At 73.9% G+C, this 20,775-nt stretch carries 2 protein-coding genes; both read left to right on the top strand.

What is annotated here, in order from left to right; genetic code table 11:
* Positions 1 to 94: 94 nt before the first annotated feature.
* On the top strand, positions 95 to 5,050 hold the full coding sequence (locus ABD269_RS27395) for a type I polyketide synthase (RefSeq protein ID WP_344122129.1): 4,956 nt from the start codon (positions 95 to 97) through the stop codon (positions 5,048 to 5,050).
* A gap of 223 nt (positions 5,051 to 5,273) precedes the next feature.
* The gene (locus ABD269_RS27390) at positions 5,274 to 20,759 is read left to right on the top strand and encodes a type I polyketide synthase (RefSeq protein ID WP_344122127.1); all 15,486 of its coding nucleotides are present in this window, start codon (positions 5,274 to 5,276) and stop codon (positions 20,757 to 20,759) included.
* Positions 20,760 to 20,775: the final 16 nt, after the last annotated feature.

Genomic DNA, 20,775 nt, shown 5'->3' with positions numbered 1-20,775 from the left:
CCGCGAACAACGGGGAATTCAGCGGCCCGAAGCGCGGCAGCACCACCCCACAGACCACCCCGACGATCCACCGCATTCGAATAGGAAGCGCCACATGGCGAATGAAGCAAAGCTCCGCGAATATCTGAAGAAGGTCACCACAGACCTCGACGAGGCGTACCGGCGCCTTCAGGGAATCGAGGACCAGGCCCGCGAGCCGATCGCCATCGTCGCAATGAGCTGCCGGTTCCCCGGCGACATCCGCACCCCCGAAGAACTGTGGCGGCTGCTGGCCGCCGGCGGCGACGCGGCGACGGAATTCCCCGCCGACCGCGGCTGGGACCTGCAGAACCTGTTCGACGCGGACCCGGACACCCCGGACACCACCTACACCCGCGAGGGCGGATTCCTCGCCGACGCCACCCGGTTCGACTCGGGGTTCTTCGGGATCTCGCCGCGCGAGGCCCTCGCCATGGACCCGCAGCAGCGGCTGCTGCTTGAGACCTCCTGGGAGGCGTTCGAGCGGGCGGGCATCGATCCGGCCGCCCTGCGCGGCAGCCAGACCGGCGTCTTCGCCGGCATCAACGCCTCCGACTACCTGTCGGTCGCGCTGGACGCCGAGGAGGACTTCGGCGGGCATCTGGGCACCGGCAACTCCGCCAGCGTGCTCTCCGGCCGGGTCAGTTACGTCTTCGGCCTGGAGGGCCCGGCGGTCACCGTCGACACGGCCTGCTCGGCGTCCCTGGTGGCGATGCACCTTGCGGTGCAGGCGCTGCGGCTGGGGGAGTGCTCGCTGGCGCTGGCCGGCGGCGTCCACGTGATGTCCACGCCCGGCCTGTTCATCGAGTTCAGCCGGCAGCGCGGGCTGTCCCGGGACGGCCGCTGCAAGGCGTTCTCGGCGGACGCCGACGGCTTCGGCCCGGCCGAGGGCGTGGGCGTGCTCCTCCTGGAGCGGCTCTCCGACGCCCGGAAGAACGGCCACAAGGTGCTCGCCGTGGTCCGCGGCACCGCCATCAACCAGGACGGCGCGAGCAACGGCCTGACCGCGCCCAACGGCCCGTCCCAGCAGCGCGTCATCCGACGCGCCCTGGCCAACGCCCGGCTGTCCACCGCCGACGTGGACGTCGTCGAGGCACACGGCACCGGCACCGCCCTCGGCGACCCGATCGAGGCGCAGGCGCTGCTCGCGACGTACGGCCAGGACCGCCCGGCCGACCAGCCGCTGCTGCTGGGCTCCGTCAAGTCCAACATCGGCCACACCCAGGGCGCCGCGGGCATCGCGGGCGTCATGAAGATGGTTCTCGCCATGCGACAGGGCGTGGTGCCCGAGTCGCTGCACATCGACGAGCCCTCCCCGCACATCGACTGGGCGGCCGGCTCGGTGGCGCTCGCGCGGGAGGCCACGGCCTGGCCGGAGACCGGACGTCCGCGCCGCGCGGGCATCTCCGCCTTCGGCTTCAGCGGCACCAACGCGCACGTCATCGTCGAGCAGGCCCCGGCGGAGGAGCCGGCCGAGGCCGAGGCGCCGACGCGCCGGCCGGGCGTGCTGCCGTGGGTGCTCTCCGCCAAGGGCGAGGCGGCGCTGCGCGCGCAGGCCGCCAAGCTGCTGGACCGGCTGGGGGCCGACACCGGCGCCCGCCCGGTGGACGTGGGCTACTCGCTCGCCGTCACCCGCTCCGCCCTGGAGCGCCGTGCGGCGATCGTCGCCGAGGACCGCGACGAGCTGCTGGCCGGCCTTACGACTCTCGCCGAGGGCGGCATGGCCGCGGGCGTGGTGCAGGGTTCGGCCGTCGGCGGACAGGTCGCCTTCGTCTTCCCCGGCCAGGGCTCGCAGTGGGTCGGCATGGCGGTCCAGCTCATGGACGCTTCGCCGGTGTTCGCCGCCAGGATCGAAGAGTGCGCTGCGGCGCTCGCGGAGTTCTGCGACTGGTCGTTGGTGGATGTGCTGCGTGGCGTGGAGGGTGCGCCGTCGTTGGAGCGGGTGGACGTGGTCCAGCCGGTGCTGTTCTCCGTGATGGTTTCGCTGGCGGAGCTGTGGCGCTCGTTCGGTGTGCGTGCGGACGCTGTGGTCGGTCACTCGCAGGGTGAGATCGCGGCCGCGTGTGTGGCGGGGATTCTCTCGCTCCAGGATGCTGCCCGTGTTGTCGCGTTGCGCAGCCAGGCTATTGGCCGGGTGCTGGCGGGCAAGGGCGGCATGGTGTCCATAGCGCTGCCGGTGGCCGAGGTCCGGGATCGGATCGCCGCGTGGGGTGAATCCCGCATCTCGGTGGCGGCCGTCAATGGGCCGTCGTCCGTTGTGGTTTCCGGTGAGCCCACGGCTCTCGATGAGCTGATCGCTTCGTGTGAGGCGGACGAGGTGCGGGCCCGTAAGGTGCCGGTGGATTACGCCTCGCACTCCGCCCAGGTCGAGCTGCTGCGCGACGAGCTGCGTGAACTTCTGGCTCCCGTACAGCCTCGGGCGGCCGAGGTGCCGTTCCTGTCCACGGTGACGGGGGAGTGGGTCAAGGGTCCCGAGCTGGACGCGGACTACTGGTTCACCAACCTCCGTCAGACCGTCGAGCTCGAAGGTGCTGTCCGTCGTCTGCTCGACGAGGGCTTCGGAGCCTTCATCGAGTCCAGCGCGCACCCCGTGCTGACGATGGGTGTGCAGGAGACTGCCGAGGACGCGGGCCGCGAGGCCGCCGTCATCGGATCGCTGCGCCGTGACGAGGGTGGCTTGGAGCGCTTCTTCACCTCGCTGGGCGATGCGTGGACGCGCGGTGTCGACGTCGACTGGGACGCGGTCTACGAGGGCACCGGCGCCGCACGCGTCGAACTCCCCACCTACGCCTTCCGGACCGAGCGGTTCTGGCCGGAGGCGGCGCCCGCGCGGGCGGCCGGGGCGGCGCAGGCCGACCCGGTGGACGCCCGTTTCTGGGAGACCGTGGAGCGTGAGGACTGGCAGACGCTGGCCCAGGAGCTCGCGGTCGACGGCTCGCAGCCGCTCAGCGCCGTACTGCCGGCGCTCTCCGCCTGGCGCAAGCAGGCCCGCGAGCAGTCCGCTGTGGACAGTTGGCGCTACCGCGTGACCTGGAAGCAGCTGCCCGAGGGGCCGTCCGCGCAGCTCTCCGGCTCCTGGCTGCTGGTCGCGCCGGGGACCGAGGACGAGCGCGCGGCGGCCGTCGCCGCCGCCCTGGGCGAGCGGGGCGCCGACGTACGGCGGCTCACGGTGGACGCCACGGCGACGGACCGGGAGGCGCTGGCCGCCCTGGTGCGCGCCGAGCTCACCGGGGACGACGCGGCCTACGACGGCGTGCTGTCGCTGCTGGCGCTGGACGAGCGCCCGTACCCGGGGCACTCCGCCCTCCCCGCCGGTGCCGCCGCGCAACTGTCGCTGGTCCAGGCGCTGGGCGACGCGGGGATCGCCGCGCCGCTGTGGTGCGCCACCCGCGGTGCCGTCTCCACCGGCCGTTCGGACCGGCTGGAGTCGCCCGAGCAGGCGCTGATCTGGGGCCTCGGCCGGGTGGCCGCCCTGGAGCACCTGGAGCGCTGGGGCGGTCTGGTCGACCTGCCCGAAACCCTGGACGAGCGGGCACTGGGCCGGCTGGCCGGAGTGCTCGCGGGCGACGGCGACGAGGGCCAGGTGGCGATCCGCGCGACCGGCGTCCTCGGGCCGCGCCTGGTGCGGGCCGCGCTGGCCGACACCCCGGCCGTACGGGACTGGCAGCCGTCCGGCACCACACTGGTCACCGGCGGCACCGGCACCCTGGGCGCGCAGGTGGCCCGTTGGCTGGCCCGCAACGGCGCCGAGCACCTGCTGCTCGCCAGTCGTCGTGGCGCGGACGCGCCGGGCGCGGCCGAGCTGCGCGAGGAGCTCGTCGCGCTGGGCGCCGAGGTCACCGTCGCCGCCTGCGACGTCGCCGACCGGGACGCGCTGGCCGCGCTGCTCGCGGAGGTCCCGGCCGAGCGGCCGCTGACCGCCGTCGTGCACACCGCCGCGGTGGTCGAGGACGGGGTGATCGAGGCGCTGACGCCTGACCAGATGGACCGGGTGCTGCGGCTGAAGGTCGACGCCACGCGCCATCTGCACGAGCTCACCCGCGATCTGGAGCTCTCCGCGTTCGTGCTCTTCTCGCACTTCTCCGCGGTCTTCGGGGCGCCGGGGCAGGGCAACCAGGCCCCGGGCAACGCCTATCTGCAGGCCTTCGCCGAGCGGCGGCGCGCCGAGGGGCTGCCCGCCACCACGCTCTCCTGGGGCCCGTGGGGCGACGGTGCCACCGTCGACGGCGCGGTCGGTGACCGGATGCGCCGCCACGGCATCAACGAGATGGCGCCGGAGCCGGCTGTCACCGCGCTGCGGCACGCGCTGGACCGGGACGAGACGGCGCTGACCGTCATCGACATGGACTGGCGACGGTTCACCCTGGCCTTCACCGCCGACCGGCCGCGGCCGCTGCTGCACGAACTGCCGGAGGCGCGCCAGGTCGTCGAGGAGATGCGGGCCGAGGCCGCCGAGGCCGGCGCCGCCGGTCCCGCGCTGGCCCAGCAGCTCGCCGGGCTGCCGGAGACCGAGCGGGAGCGGGTGCTGCTGGACCTGGTCCGCGGCGCGGTGGCGGCGGTGCTCGGGCACGCCGACGCCTCGGCGATCGAGGCCGGCCGGGCCTTCAAGGAGCTGGGCTTCGACTCGCTCACCGCGGTCGAGCTGCGCAACCGGCTGGGTGCCGCCAGCGGGCTCAAGCTGCCGGCGGCCCTGATCTTCGACCACCCGACGCCCGCCGCGGTGGCCGCGTACCTGCGCGCCGAGGTGGTGCCGGACGAGGCGGCCGGCGGGGTGTCGGTGCTGGAGGAGCTCGACCGGCTGGAGGCGGCGATCGCCGGCAGCGCCCCGGACAACATCACCCGGGCCCGGATCACCATGCGGCTCCAGTCGCTGCTCGGGAAGTGGAACGAGGGCCCGGACGCCGGTTCCGCCGCCCAGGCCCCCGCCGCGGCCGCCCCGGCCCCCGAGGCCGGGGAGGTCGTCGAGGAGCTCCAGTCGGCCAGTGACGAAGAGCTCTTCGCGTTCATCAACAAGGGGCTCGGAAGGGCCTGATGAACATTTCGCTATTGACGCGCCTTTCGAAGTCGGACAGGATTTTCCGCACTCTCGTATAAGGCTCGGCATTCCCGCTGCCCCCTATCGCCCCGCTGTCACCCAGGGGGTGATAGGGGGCAGTTAGGGGTTGTAGGGAGGGTTAGTCCGGCCATAGCCTCTCGCCGAGTAGTGGACCAATTGCTTATTTCCGATGCCGTCTGCCGTAAATGGGTTGCGTTAAATGGCGAATGAAGAGACGCTGCGGGACTACCTCAAGCTGGTAACGGCGGATCTGCATCAGACTCGTCTTCGCCTGCATGCGGCGGAGGCCAAGAACCACGACCCCATAGCCATCGTGGGGATCGGCTGCCGTTACCCGGGGGGCGTGCGCTCCGCCGAGGATCTGTGGCGGGTCGTCAGCGAAGGCGTGGACGCGGTCAGCGACTTCCCCGTGGACCGCGGGTGGAACGTCGAGACGATGTACCACCCGGACCCCGACCACCCCGGCACCAGCTATGTGCACGAGGGCGGATTCGTCGACGGCATCGCCGACTTCGACCCGTCCGTCTTCGGCATCAGCCCCCGTGAGGCGCTCGGCATGGACCCCCAGCAGCGCATGCTGCTGGAGACGTCCTGGGAGGCGTTCGAGCGGGCCGGTATCGACCCGACATCGGTGCGCGGTCAGCAGATCGGCGTCTTCGTCGGCACCAGCAACCACGACTACCTCGCCGCGATCCTCAGCTCCACGGAGAACTTCGAGGGCTACTTCGGCACCGGCAACGCCGCGAGCGTCGCCTCAGGCCGCCTCTCGTACACCTTCGGTCTCGAGGGCCCCGCCGCCACCGTCGACACCGCCTGCTCCTCGTCGCTGGTGGCGCTGCACCTGGCGGTGCAGGCGCTGCGCAACAACGAGTGCACGATGGCGCTGGCCGGCGGCGCGACCCTGATGTGTGCCCCCGGCGTCTTCGTCGACTACAGCAAGATGCGCGGGCTGGCCCTGGACGGCCGCTCCAAGCCCTTCGCCCCCGAGGCCGACGGCTTCTGCCTCGGCGAGGGCGTCGGCGTGCTGCTGGTCGAGCGGCTGTCCGACGCGCAGCGCAAGGGCCACCCGGTCCTCGCGGTGGTCCGCGGCACCGCCGTCAACCAGGACGGCGCCAGCAACGGCCTCACCTCGCCCAACGGCCCCTCCCAGCAGCGCGTCATCCTCCAGGCGCTGGCCAACGCCCGGCTCACCCCGGACGAGGTCGACGCCGTCGAGGCGCACGGCACCGGCACCGCGCTCGGCGACCCGATCGAGGCCGACGCCCTGCTGGCCACCTACGGCCAGTCCCGGCCCGAGGGCCGGCCGCTGCTGCTCGGCTCGGTCAAGTCCAACATCGGCCACGCCCAGGCGGGCGCCGGTGTCGGCGGCATCATCAAGACGGTCATGGCGCTCAAGCACGGCGTGCTGCCCAAGACGCTGCACCTGACCGAGCCCACCCCGCACGTGGACTGGTCGTCCGGCGACATCGAGCTGCTGACCGAGACCCGCGAGTGGCCCGAGACCGGCCGTCCGCGCCGCGCCGGCGTCTCCTCGTTCGGCATGTCCGGCACCAACGCGCACACCATCATCGAGCAGGCACCGGCCCCGGCGGCCGAGGAGCCGGCGGACGCCCCCGCACCCGCCCCCGTCCGGCCGCCGCTCACCCCCGTCGTGCTGTCCGGCAAGGACCAGGGCGCGCTGCGCGCCCAGGCCGCCCAGCTGCACGCCCACCTGACGTCCGGTCAGTCCGCCGCGGACCTGGCCGACATCGGCTACTCGCAGGCCGTCACCCGCCCCGCCCTCGACCGGCGCGCCACCGTCGTCGCGGCCGACCGCGACGAACTGCTCGCGGGCCTGGCCGCGCTGGCCGAGGGACAGCACCACCCCACCCTCACCGAGGGGCTGGCCGCCGAGGGCAAGCTCGCCTTCCTCTTCACCGGCCAGGGCAGCCAGCGGCTCGGCATGGGCCGTGAGCTGTACGGGACCTACCCGGTCTTCGCCAAGGCGCTGGACGACGTCTGCGCCCAGCTCGACCGCTTCCTGGAACGGCCGCTGAAGGACGTGCTGTTCGGCGACGACGCCGAGCTGCTGAACCGCACCGGCTACACCCAGCCCGCGCTGTTCGCGGTCGAGGTCGCGCTGTTCCGCCTCGTCGAGTCCTGGGGCCTCAAGCCCGACTTCCTCGCCGGCCACTCCATCGGCGAGCTCGCCGCCGCCCACGTCGCCGGAGTGCTGTCGCTGACGCACGCCGCCGCCCTGGTGGCCGCCCGCAGCCAGCTCATGCAGCAGCTCCCGTCCGGTGGCGCGATGATCGCGGTGCAGGCGTCGGAGGACGAGGTCCTGCCGCTGCTCACCGAGCGGGTGAGCATTGCCGCTCTCAACGGCCCGCAGTCCGTGGTGATCGCGGGTGACGAGGACGCGGCTCTGGAGATCGCCGCCGCTTTCGAGGCGCAGGGCCGCAAGACCAAGCGCCTGACGGTGAGTCACGCCTTCCACTCGCCGCACATGGACGCGATGCTGGACGACTTCCGCGCGGTCGCCGAGCGGCTGACCTACCAGGCCCCGCAGATCCCGATCGTCTCCAACCTCACCGGTGACCTGGTCTCCGCAGAGGAGATCACCACCGCCGACTTCTGGGTCCGCCACGTCCGCGAGGCCGTGCGCTTCCTCGACGGCATCCGCGCCCTGGAGACACGCGGCGTCACCACCTTCGTCGAACTCGGCCCCGGCGGTGTGCTCTCCGCCATGGGCCAGGACTGCCCGGCCACCACCAGGGCGAACGCCATGGCGTTCGTCCCCGCCCTGCGCGACGACCGCCCCGAGGCCCGCACCCTCGCCCAGGCCCTCGCCCAGGCACACGTGCGCGGCGTGGCCGTGGACTGGTCCACCTTCTACGCCGGCACCGGCGCCGACCGCGTCGACCTGCCCACGTACGCCTTCCAGCGCCGGCGGTTCTGGCCGTCCGACCCCTTCGCCGACATGGGCGACGCGGCCGACGGCGGGACCGGCGCGCTCAGCGCCACCGACGCCCGCTTCTGGGAGGTCGTGCACAGCGAGGACCTCGCGGCCCTCGTCGACACCCTCGGCATCGACGGCGACCAGCCGCTGAGCGCCGTGCTCCCCGCGCTGTCCGCCTGGCGCCGCCGCCACCACGACCGCTCCACCGTCGACGGCTGGCGCTACCGCACCACCTGGAAGCCGCTGACCGGGGCCCAGCCCTCGCTGCTGACCGGCACCTGGCTCGTCGTCACCCCGGCCGGCGCGGCCGACTCCCCGTGGCCGGCCGAGTCCGTCCGCATGCTCACCGAGCGCGGCGTGCGCGTCGCACAGCTCGCCGTGGACGCCACCGCCGCCGACCGCACCGACCTCGCCGAGCGGCTGCGCGCCGCCCTGCCCGAGGGCACCACGCCCGCCGGCGTGCTCTCCCTCCTCGGCCTCGACGAGCGGCCGCACGCCGACCACCCCGAGCTCGGCGCGAACCTCGCGGGCACCGTCGCCCTCGTCCAGGCGCTGGGCGACGCGGAACTCGACGCCCCCCTGTGGGCCGTCACCCGGGGCGCGGTCTCCACCGGCCGCTCCGACCGGCTCACCAGCGCCGCCCAGGCGCAGCTGTGGGGCCTGGGCCGCACCGTCGGTCACGAACACCCCGAGCGCTGGGGCGGCCTGATCGACCTGCCCGAGGCCGCCGACGAGCGGACCCTCGGCCGGTTCGCCGAGGCGCTCTCCGGCCTCGGCGACGAGGACCACCTCGCCATCCGCCCGCAGGGCATCTTCGTACGCCGCCTCACCCGCGCCCCGCACGCCGAGACCACCGACAATGCCTGGACCGGCCGCGGCACCGCGCTGGTCACCGGCGGCACCGGCGCGCTCGGCGCGCACGTCGCCCGCTGGCTCGCGGGCCAGGGCGTGGAACACCTCCTGCTGACCAGCCGCCGTGGCCCGGACGCGCCGGGCGCGGCCGAACTGCGCGAGGAACTCGCCGCCTTGGGCGCCGAGGTCACCATCGCCGCCTGCGACGCCGCCGACCGGGACGCCCTGGCCGCGCTGCTGGCCTCGATCCCCGAGCAGTACCCGCTGACCACCGTCGTGCACGCCGCCGGCATCCTCGACGACGGAGTCCTGGACGCCCAGACCCCGGCCCGCTTGGCCGCGGTGCTGCGCCCCAAGGCCACCGCCGCGCTCCACCTGCACGAGCTCACCCGCGATCTCGACCTGACCGCCTTCGTGCTGTTCTCGTCCATGGCCGCCACCTTCGGCGCCGCGGGCCAGGCCAACTACACCGCCGCCAACGCCTACCTGGACGCGCTGGCCGAACAGCGCCGCGCCGAGGGGCTGCACGCCGTCTCGCTGGCCTGGGGCGCCTGGGCCGAGGGTGGCATGGCCACCGACGAACTGGTCGCCGAGCGGCTCCGGCTGTCCGGGCTGCCCGCACTCGCCTCCGAGCCGGCCACCGCCGCGCTGCGCACCGCCCTCGACCTGGACGAGACCTTCTCCCTGGTCGTGGACATCGACTGGGACCTGTTCACGCCCGGCCTCACCGCCGTCCGCCCCAACCCGCTGGTCGCCGACCTCCCCGAGGCACGGCAGGCCCTGGAGGCGGCACGCACGGCCGCCGGGAGCGGCTCCGACGACGCCTCCTTCGCGCAGCGGCTGGCCGCCGCCGCGACCGAGGAGGAGCGCGAGGCGCTCGCCCTGGACTTCGTCCGCACCCAGGTGGCGGTCGTCCTCGGCCACAGCGGACCGGAGTCCGTCGAGCCCACCCGGGCCTTCCGCGACCTCGGCTTCGACTCGCTGACCGCGGTCGAGATCCGCAACCTGCTGGGCTCGCTCACCGGGCTGCGGCTCCCCGCCACGATCATCTTCGACTACCCGACCCCGGTCATCCTGGCGGAGTTCCTCCAGGAGGAGCTGGTCGGCTCCCGCCCGGTCGCCGCCGCCCCCGCCGCCACGGCGGCAGTCGACGACGACCCGATCGCGATCGTCGCGATGAGCTGCCGCTTCCCCGGCGGCGTCACCACCCCCGAAGAGCTGTGGAAGCTGCTCATATCGGGCCAGGACGCGGTCACCGGCTTCCCCGCCGACCGCGGCTGGGACACCGACGCGCTCTACGACCCGGAGTCCGGCGCCGAGAACACCACGTACGTCCGCGAAGGCGGATTCCTGCACGACGCCGCCGACTTCGACCCGGCGTTCTTCGGGATCTCCCCGCGCGAGGCCCTGGCGATGGACCCGCAGCAGCGGCTGCTGCTTGAGACCTCGTGGGAGGCGTTCGAGCGGGCGGGCATCGACCCGGCCGCGCTGCGCGGCCGGCAGGTCGGCGTCTTCGCGGGCACCAACGGCCAGGACTACCTGCCCGTCATCCTCGCCGCCCCCGGTGGCTCCGAGGGCTTCATGGGCACCGGCAACGCGGCCAGCGTGCTGTCCGGCCGGGTCTCCTACGCCCTGGGCCTTGAGGGTCCGGCGGTCACCGTCGACACCGCGTGCTCCTCGTCGCTGGTCGCGCTGCACTGGGCCATCCAGGCGCTGCGCGCCGGTGAATGCGAACTCGCCCTCGCCGGCGGCATCACCGTGATGTCCACCCCCGGGAACTTCATCGACTTCAGCCGCCAGCGCGGACTGGCCGCAGACGGCCGGATCAAGGCGTTCGCGGCCGGTGCGGACGGCACGGGCTGGGGCGAGGGCGTCGGCATGCTGCTCGTCGAGCGGCTGTCGGACGCGCAGCGCAACGGTCACCCGGTCCTCGCCATCGTGCGTGGCAGTGCGATCAACCAGGACGGTGCGAGCAACGGCCTGACGGCGCCCAACGGCCCGTCGCAGCAGCGGGTGATCCGGCAGGCGCTGGCCAGCGCGGGCATCTCGGCCGCCGACGTGGACGCGGTCGAGGCGCACGGCACGGGTACGACGCTGGGTGACCCGATCGAGGCGCAGGCGCTGCTGGCCACCTACGGCCAGGAGCACGCCCCCGAGCAGCCGCTCTACCTGGGCTCCATCAAGTCCAACTTCGGCCACACGCAGGCCGCCGCCGGTGTCGCGGGCATCATCAAGATGGTGCTGGCGCTTGAGCACGGAACGCTGCCGCAGACGCTGCACGTGGATGCGCCCTCCCCGCACGTCGACTGGGCGGCGGGCGAGATCGCGCTGCTGACCGAGGCCACCGCGTGGCCCGAGACCGGCCGCCCCCGCCGGGCCGCGGTCTCCTCCTTCGGCATCAGCGGCACCAACGCCCACACGATCATCGAGCAGGCCCCGGTCACCGAGGACCAGCCCGTGGCGCCGAGCCACGCGCCGGCCGTGCTGCCCGTGCTCCTGTCCGCCCGCACCGATGAGGGCCTGCGAGCGCAGGCCGAGCGACTGCGGACGCACCTGACCGGGACACCGGACGCCGCACTGGCGGACGTCGGCTACTCCCTGGCCACACAGCGCGTGGCGTTCGAGGAGCGCGCGGCGCTGGTCGTCGCCGACCGGGACGCCCTGCTGGCGGGCCTGGAGTCGCTGGCGCGCGGCGAGTCGGCCCCGGGTCTGGTGACGGGCTCCGCGGACGGTGGCAAGACGGCGTTCCTGTTCACGGGTCAGGGCAGTCAGCGGCTTGGTATGGGCCGTGAACTGTACGAGTCCTTCCCGGTGTTCGCGGATGCGCTGGACGAGGTGTGCGCGCACCTGGACGGGCATCTTGAGCGTCCGCTGAAGGACGTGGTGTTCGGCGAGGACGCCGCGGCGCTGGACCAGACCGGTTTCACTCAGCCCGCGTTGTTCGCGGTCGAGGTGGCGCTGTTCCGTCTGGTCGAGGCGTGGGGCGTGAAGGCGGACTTCCTGTCGGGTCACTCGATCGGTGAGCTGGCCGCTGCGCATGTTGCGGGTGTGCTGTCGCTGGCGGATGCCTGCACCCTGGTGGCCGCGCGCGGTCGCCTGATGCAGGAGCTGCCCGCCGGTGGCGCGATGATCGCGGTGCAGGCCTCTGAGGAGGAGGTGCTGCCGCTGCTGACGGAGGGCGTCAGCATTGCCGCCCTCAACGGCCCTGCTTCCGTGGTGATCGCGGGTGACGAGGACGCGGCTCTGGATATCGCTGCTGCCTTTGAGGCGCAGGGTCGTAAGACCAAGCGCCTGACGGTCTCGCACGCCTTCCACTCGCCGCGCATGGACGGCATGTTGGAGGACTTCCGCACGGTCGCCGAGGGCCTGACGTACGAGGCCCCGCGCATTCCGATCGTCTCCAACCTCACCGGTGCGCTGGTCTCCGCCGAGGAGATCACGAACCCGGACTTCTGGGTCCGTCACGTCCGCGAGGCGGTCCGCTTCCTCGACGGCATCCGCGCCCTGGAGGCCCAGAACGTCACGACCTTCGTGGAGCTGGGCCCCGACGGTGTGCTGACCGCCATGGCGCAGGAGTGTGCCCAGGGCGAGGACGTCGCGTTCGTCTCCGCGCTGCGCAAGGATCGTGCCGAGGCCGGGTCGTTGGTGGCGGCTGTGGCCCGGGCGTACGCCCGTGGCCTCGCGGTGGACTGGGCGGCGTACTTCGCCGGTACCGGTGCCGCGCGGGTCGACCTGCCCACGTACGCCTTCCAGCGCCAGCGCTACTGGCCGAAGGTGTCCTCGCTGTACCTCGGGGACGTCACGGCCCTGGGTCTGGGCGAGGCCGGGCACCCGCTGCTGGGGGCCAGTGCCGAACTTCCGGACGCGGACGGTGTGTTGTTCACCAGCCGCCTGGCGCTGTCGACGCACCCGTGGCTGGCCGGTCACACCATCATGGACACGGTCCTGCTGCCGGGCACGGCCTTCGTGGAGCTGGCGATCCGCGCCGGTGACCAGGTCGGCTGCCCGCACCTGGAGGAGCTGACGCTCGAGGCGCCGCTGGTCCTGCCCGAGCAGGGTGGCGTCCAGCTGCGGCTGTCGGTCGGCGCGGCCGACGAGTCGGGCCGCCGTCCGCTGTCGCTGCACTCCCGCCTGGAGGACCTCCCGGCCGAGGAGCCGTGGACCCGGCACGCCAGTGGTGTGCTCGCGGCCGCCGACGATCAGCCGCGGCCGGCCTTCGAGATGGACGTGTGGCCGCCGGCGGACGCGGTCGAGGTGGAGCTCGGCGACCGCTATGCGGGGCTGCTCGAGATCGGCTTCGCCTACGGCCCCGACTTCCAGGGCCTGCGCAAGGCGTGGCGGCGCGACGGCGAGATCTTCGCCGAGGTGCGGCTGCCCGAGGAGACCCAGGAGGAGGCGGGCCGCTACGGGCTGCACCCGGCGCTGCTCGACTCCGCGCTGCACGCCATCGGCATCGGCGGCCTGGGCGTCAGCGACGACACGGGCCGACTGCCGTTCGCCTGGAGCGGGGTGTCGCTGTACGCGAGCGGGGCTTCGGCGCTGCGCGTCCACCTCGCGCCCGTGGGCGCCGAGAGCGTGCGGCTGGAGATCGCCGACACGACCGGCGCGCCGGTCGCCGCCGTCGAGTCGCTCGGTCTGCGCCCGGTCTCGGCCGAGCAGCTGCGGACCGCGCACACGGCCTTCCACGAGTCGCTGTTCCACATGGAGTGGACGCGGCTCACCGCCACCGAGGCGACCGTCGCGGGTCGTTGGGCCGTTCTGGGCGACGCGGGCCTCGTCGGCGCGGACGTCCCCTCCTACGCCGACCTGGCCGCGCTCGCCGCGGCGGTCGACGCGGGCGTCCGGGCGCCGGAGTTCGTCCTCGTCCCGCCCGGTGCGGCCGGGGGCACGGACGCGGCGGCCGCCGCGCACCACGCCGCCGCCGAGGCACTGGGCCTGGCGCAGGAGTGGCTGGCGGACCAGCGGTTCGCCGACTCCCGGCTGGTCGTGCTGACTTCCGGTGCGGTGGCCGCCGTACCGGGCGAGCCGGTGCCCGACGTGGCACGGGCCGCCGTCTGGGGCCTGCTGCGCTCGGCGCAGTCGGAGAACCCGGACCGGCTGCTGCTGGTCGACCTCGACGGGCGGGACGATTCCCGCCGTACGCTCCCCGGCGCCCTGGCGGCGGGCGAGTCGCAGCTCGCGCTCCGCGCGGGCGTGGCGTACACGCCCCGGCTGATGCGGGTGGCCGTGGACGCCGACACCGAGCGGGACTTCCGTCCGGCCGCCGACGGCACGGTGCTGGTCACCGGCGCCAGCGGTTCGCTGGGCGGGCTGGTGGCCCGGCACCTGGTGGCCGAGCACGGCGTACGGCACCTGCTGCTGGTCAGCCGCCGCGGCGGCGAGGCCCCCGGCGCCGAGGAACTGGCGGCCGAACTGGCCGAATCCGGTGCCTCCGTCACCTGGGCTGCGTGTGACGTGGCCGACCGGGAGGCGCTTGCCGCCGTCCTGGCGGACGTTCCGGCCGCGCACCCGCTGACCGCCGTGCTGCACACCGCCGGTGTGCTCGACGACGGTGTGATCAGCTCGCTGACCCCCGAGCGCGTCGACCACGTCATGCGCCCGAAGGTGGACGCGGCGTGGAACCTGCACGAGCTGACCCGCGATCTCGACCTGGCGGCGTTCGTCCTCTTCTCGTCGTCCTCCGGTGTCTTCGGCGGCCCGGGTCAGGGCAACTACGCGGCTGCCAACGCCTTCCTGGACGCTCTCGCCGAGCACCGCAGGGCGCAGGATCTGCCCGCGACCGCTCTCGCCTGGGGTCTGTGGGCCGGTGGCGGCATGGGCGGCACCCTGGACGAGGCCGACATCGCCCGGATGCGGCGCGCCGGCCTGCCGCCGCTGCCGGTGGCCGAGGGCCTGGCCCTGCTGGACACCGCCCTGCGGGTGCGCGAAGCGGCGCTGGTGCCGATGCGCGTGGACGTCACGGCGCTGCGCGCCGCCGCAGTCTCGGGCGCCATCTCGCCGCTGCTGCGCGGGCTGGTGCGGGTGCCGGTGCGGCGTGCGGTCGACGCCGTCGCGGCGGGTGCGGGTGAATCCGGCCTTGTCCAGCGGCTTTCCGGGCTGAGCCCGGCGGAGCAGGAGCGGATGCTGCTGGATCTGGTCCGTGGCCAGGTGGCGACCGTCCTCGGCTACGCCGGGGCGGAGACCGTCGGTTCGGGCCGGGCGTTCAAGGAGCTCGGTTTCGACTCGCTGACCGCGGTCGAACTGCGCAACCAGCTGAACGCGGTGACGGGGCTGCGGCTGCCGGCCACGTTGATCTTCGACTATCCGGACCCGACCGTCCTCGCCCGCCACCTGCGGACCGAGCTGGCCGGCACCGGCACCGCGGCGCTCGCCCCGGCGCCGGTCGCGGCGGCCGTCGGCGACGACGAGCCGATCGCCATCGTCGCCATGAGCTGCCGCTACCCGGGCGGGGTGCGCACCCCCGAGGACCTGTGGCAGATGATCTCCGTCGGCAACGACGGCATCTCGCTCTTCCCCGACAACCGAGGCTGGGACCTGGACGCCCTCTACGACCCGAACCCGGAGACCCAGGGCACCTCGTACGCCCGCGAGGGCGGATTCCTGCACGACGCCGCCGAGTTCGACCCGGCGTTCTTCGGGATCTCGCCGCGCGAGGCCCTGGCGATGGACCCGCAGCAGCGACTGCTGCTGGAGACCTCCTGGGAGGCGTTCGAGCGCGCGGGCATCGATCCGCTGTCGGTGCGCGGCAGCCAGACCGGCGTCTTCGCCGGCGTGATGTACCACGACTACGGCTCGCGTCTGCACGCCGCGCCGGAGGAGGTCGAGGGCTACCTCGGCACCGGCAGCTCCAGCAGTGTCGTCTCCGGCCGCGTCGCGTACACCTTCGGCCTGGAGGGCCCGGCCGTCACGGTCGACACGGCGTGCTCCTCGTCGTTGGTCGCCCTGCATCTGGCGGCGCAGGCGCTGCGCAACGGCGAGTGCTCGCTGGCCCTGGCCGGCGGTGTCACCGTGATGTTCACTCCTGGCACCTTCATCGAGTTCAGCCGCCAGCGCGGCCTGGCCGCCGACGGCCGCTGCAAGTCCTTCGCGGCGGCCGCCGACGGCACCGGCTGGGGCGAGGGCGCAGGCGTGCTGCTCCTGGAGCGGCTCTCCGACGCACGCAAGAACGGCCACGAGGTGCTGGCGGTCGTCCGCGGCTCGGCCGTCAACCAGGACGGTGCCAGCAACGGCCTGACCGCGCCCAACGGCCCCTCGCAGCAGCGCGTCATCCGCCAGGCCCTGGCCAACGCGCGCCTCACCAGCGACCAGGTGGACGCCGTCGAGGCGCACGGCACCGGCACCACCCTGGGCGACCCGATCGAGGCCCAGGCGCTGCTGGCCACGTACGGCCAGGACCGCCCGGCGGAGCGCCCGCTGCTGCTCGGCTCGGTCAAGTCCAACCTCGGCCACACCCAGGCCGCTTCCGGCGTCGCAGGCATCATCAAGATGGTGCTCGCCATGCGGCACGGGCTGCTGCCCAAGACGCTGCACGTCGACGAGCCCTCGCCGCACGTGGACTGGACGGCGGGCGCCGTCGAGCTGCTGACCGAGGCCAGGGAGTGGCCGCGCACCGAGCGCCCGCGCCGGGCCGGCGTCTCCTCCTTCGGCATCAGCGGCACCAACGCGCACGCCATCATCGAGCAGGCCCCCGAGGCCGACGCGGCCGAGGCCGAGCCGCACGCCCCCGCGGCCGGCACCGGGCTGCCCTTCGTGCCCGTGCTGCTGTCCGCACGCGGCGAGGACGGGCTGCGGGCCCAGGCCCAGCGGTTGCGCGCCCACATCGGCGAGTTGACGACGGCCGCGGACGACGACCGCCCGTGGTCCGGCCTGACCGACCTCGGCTACTCGCTGGCCACCACCCGCGCGGCGCTGGAGCACCGGGCGGCGCTGGTCGCCGCCGACCACGACGAGGTGCTGCGCGCCCTGGACGCGCTGGCACGCGGCGAGGCCGACCCGGCGCGGGAACTGCGTGCCGTGGCGACCGAGGGCAACGTGGCCTTCCTCTTCACCGGTCAGGGCAGCCAGCGGCTCGGTATGGGCCGTGAACTGTACGAGTCCTTCCCGGCGTTCGCCGATGCGCTGGACGAGGTGTGCGCGCACCTGGACGGGCACCTTGAGCGTCCGTTGAAGGACGTGGTGTTCGGTGACGACGCCGAGCTGCTGAACCAGACCCGGTACACCCAGCCCGCGTTGTTCGCGGTCGAGGTGGCGCTGTTCCGCCTCGTCGACGGCTGGGGGCTGAAGCCCGACTTCCTGTCCGGTCACTCGATCGGTGAGCTGGCCGCCGCGCATGTGGCTGGGGTGCTGTCCCTTGCTGATGCTTCCAAGCTGGTGGCCGCACGCGGTCGCCTGATGCAGGAGCTGCCTGCTGGTGGCGCGATGATCGCGGTGCAGGCGTCGGAGGAGGAGGTGCTGCCGCTGCTGACCGAGCGGGTGAGCATCGCCGCCGTGAACGGCCCGCAGTCGGTGGTCGTCGCGGGTGACGGGGACGCGGCGTTGGAGATCGCCGCCGCGTTCGAGGCGCAGGGTCGCAAGACCAAGCGCCTCACCGTCAGCCACGCGTTCCACTCGCCGCACATGGACGGCATGCTCGCCGACTTCCGGAAGCTCGCGGAGAGTCTGACCTTCCACGCCCCGAAGATCCCGATCGTTTCCAACCTGACCGGCGCCCTGGTCGCGGCCGACGAGATCCGGCTGCCGGACTTCTGGGTCCGCCACGTCCGGGAGGCCGTGCGCTTCCTCGACGGCGTCCGCGCCCTGCGCGCGGCCGGTGTGACCACCTTCGTCGAACTGGGCCCGGACGGCGTGCTCTCGGCGATGGCCGAGGAGTGCCTGACCGACGCCGCCGACGTGGCCTTCGCGCCCGCTCTGCGCACCGGCCGCCCCGAGGCGCGGACGCTGGCGACCGCCCTGGCCCTGGCCCATGTGCGGGGTGCCGCCATGGACTGGGAGGCGTTCTACGCAGGCACCGGCGCGTCCCGCACCACCCTGCCCACCTACGCCTTCCAGCGCCGGCGCTACTGGCTGGACGTGGGCATCTCCGCCGAGGACGTCGCGTCCGCGGGCCTGGAGACGGCGGACCACCCGCTGCTGGGCGCGGCGGTCGAACTGCCCGACACCGGCGGCTTCGTCTTCACCGGCCGGCTGTCGCTGCGCAGCCACCCCTGGCTGGCCGACCACGCCGTCATGGACACCGTGCTGCTGCCGGGCACGGCCTTCGTCGAGCTGGCGCTGCGCGCCGGCGAGGAGGCGGGCTGCGACAGCGTCGAGGAGCTGACCCTCCAGGCGCCGCTGGTCCTGCCCGAACGGGGCGCCGTGCAGCTGCGGCTGGAGCTGGCCGCCGCCGACGAGGCCGGGCGGCGGGCGCTGAGCCTGCACTCGCGCCGCGAAGAAGCCGACGCCGACGAGCTGTGGACCCGGCACGCGACCGGCTTCCTGGCCCCCGGCGCGGCGGCTCCCGCCGAGCCCTTCCCCGCCGAGTGGCCGCCCGCCGGGGCGACCGCCGTCGACACCTCCGGCTTCTACGCCGGCGCGGCGGCCGCCGGACTCGGCTACGGGCCGGTGTTCCAGGGCCTGACGGCCGCCTGGCGCGATGGCGAGGAGCTGTACGCCGAGGTCCGGCTGCCGCAGGGCTTCGAGACCCAGGCGGGCGAGTTCGGGGTGCACCCGGCGCTGCTGGACTCGGCGCTGCACGCGCTTGGCCTGGACGGCTCCGGCGAAGGCGCACGGCTGCCGTTCGCCTGGACCGGGGCACGGCTGCACGCCGCCGGAGCCGCGGGCCTGCGGGTCCGGCTGCGGCCGGCCGGCGGCGGCGTGGCGCTCCAGCTCGCCGACTCCACCGGCGCGCCGGTGGCCTCCATCGACCAGCTCGTGCTGCGCCCGGTCTCGGCCGAGCAGCTGGACGCCTCGCGCACCGCGCACCACGAGTCGCTGTTCCGGCCCGTGTGGACGCCGCTGGCGCTGCCCGCCGAGCAGACCGGCGAGGTCCCGCTCGGCCGGCGCTGGGCAGCGCTGGGCGGCGAGCCGTTCGCGGTCGCCGGCCGGACCCTGGACGGCTACGCCGACCTGGCGGCCCTGGCCGCCGACGGCACCGCCCCGGACGTGGTCTTCGTCCCGCTGGCCGCGGCCGGCACCGGACCGCGGCTGCCCGACACCGCCCGTACCGCCGCCCGTGCCGCCCTGGAGCTGGTGCAGGGCTGGGTGGCGGACCCCCGGTTCGACGACGCGCGCCTGGTGTTCGTCACCCGCGGCGCGGTCGCGGCCCGCGACGGCGAGGAGCTCACCGACCCGGCCCACGCCGCCGTGTGGGGCCTGGTCCGCTCGGCACAGTCGGAGAACCCCGGACGCTTCGTCCTGGTCGACACCGACGGCACCGACGCCTCCCACCGGGCCCTGCCCGCGGCGTTGGCCACCGACGAGCCGCAGCTCGCGCTGCGCTCCGGTGCCGCCCACTCCTTCCGACTGGCCCGTGTCCTGGCCCACGACACCGGCTCCGCGCCGGAGTTCGACCCGTCCGGCACGGTCCTGCTGACCGGCGCCAGCGGCACCCTGGGCGCCCTGTTCGCCCGCCACCTGGTGGCCGAGCGCGGCGTACGGCACCTGCTGCTGGCCAGCCGTCGTGGTGGTGCCGCTCCGGGTGCGGAGGAGCTCGCGGCCGAACTCGGCGCTCTGGGCGCCGAGGTGACGTGGGCGGCCTGCGACGCCGCCGACCGCCAGGCGCTGGAACAGCTCCTCGGCACGATCCCGGCCGAGCACCCGCTGACCGGTGTGGTGCACACGGCCGGTGTGCTGGACGACGGTGTGATCGGCTCGCTGACCGGCGAGCGGCTTGACGCGGTGCTGCGTCCCAAGGTGGACGCGGCGTGGAACCTGCACGAGCTGACCCAGGGCCTGGACCTGTCCGCGTTCGTACTGTTCTCCTCCGCCGCCGGTGTCTTCGGCAGCGCGGGCCAGGGCAACTACGCCGCGGCCAACACCTTCCTGGACGCACTGGCGCAGCACCGCACCGCCCGCGGCCTGCCCGCCACCTCGCTGGCCTGGGGCCTGTGGGAGGCGGCCGGCGGCATGGCGGGCAGCCTGGACGAGTCCGATGTGACCCGGATGCGGCGCGGCGGCTACGCGCCGCTGTCGCAGGACGAGGGCCTGGCCCTGTTCGACCTGTCCGGCGCGCTGGACGAGCCGGTGCTGGTCCCGATCGGGCTCGACACCAGGGCGCTGCGCGCCCAGGCCGCCGCCGGGATGCTGCCCACGCTGCTGCGCGGCCTGGTCCGTACCCCCGCACGGCGCGCCGCGGAGACGCCCGGCACCACCACCGCCGACGCCACCGCCACCGGCTCGCTCACCGAGCGGCTGGCCGGTCTTTCGGAGGCCGAGCGCGACCGCGAACTCATGGAACTGGTACGGACGCACGTGGCGGCCGTCCTCGGCTACGCCGGGCCGGACGGCGTCGACGCCGGACGGGGCTTCCTCGACCTGGGCTTCGACTCGCTCACCGCCGTGGACCTGCGCAACCGACTGGGCGCGGCCGCCGGGCTGCGGCTGCCGGTCACGCTGATCTTCGACTACCCGACACCCACCGCACTCGCCGGATACCTCCGCGAGGAACTCGGGGTGGACGGCGCGGACTCCGCGCTCCCGCCCGTACACGCAGAACTCGACAAGCTCGAGACGATCCTCTCCAAGATCGGCCCGGACGACGTCGAACGCCCCGGAATCGCCGCCCGCCTGCGCGATCTCCTGTCGAAGTGGAATGAAACGCAAAGTGCAACGGACGGCGCCGCCGAGGACCGCGAGATCCAGTCCGCGACCGCAGACGAGATCTTCGATCTGCTCGATGACGAGCTCGGGCTCAACTGACCAGCTCCACGTGAGC

This window comes from Streptomyces blastmyceticus (assembly GCF_039521185.1).
Classification (GTDB): Bacteria; Actinomycetota; Actinomycetes; order Streptomycetales; family Streptomycetaceae; genus Streptomyces; species Streptomyces blastmyceticus.
The sequence above is the reverse complement of the archived record's forward strand: the minus strand, read 5'-3'. Positions and strand labels throughout refer to the sequence as shown.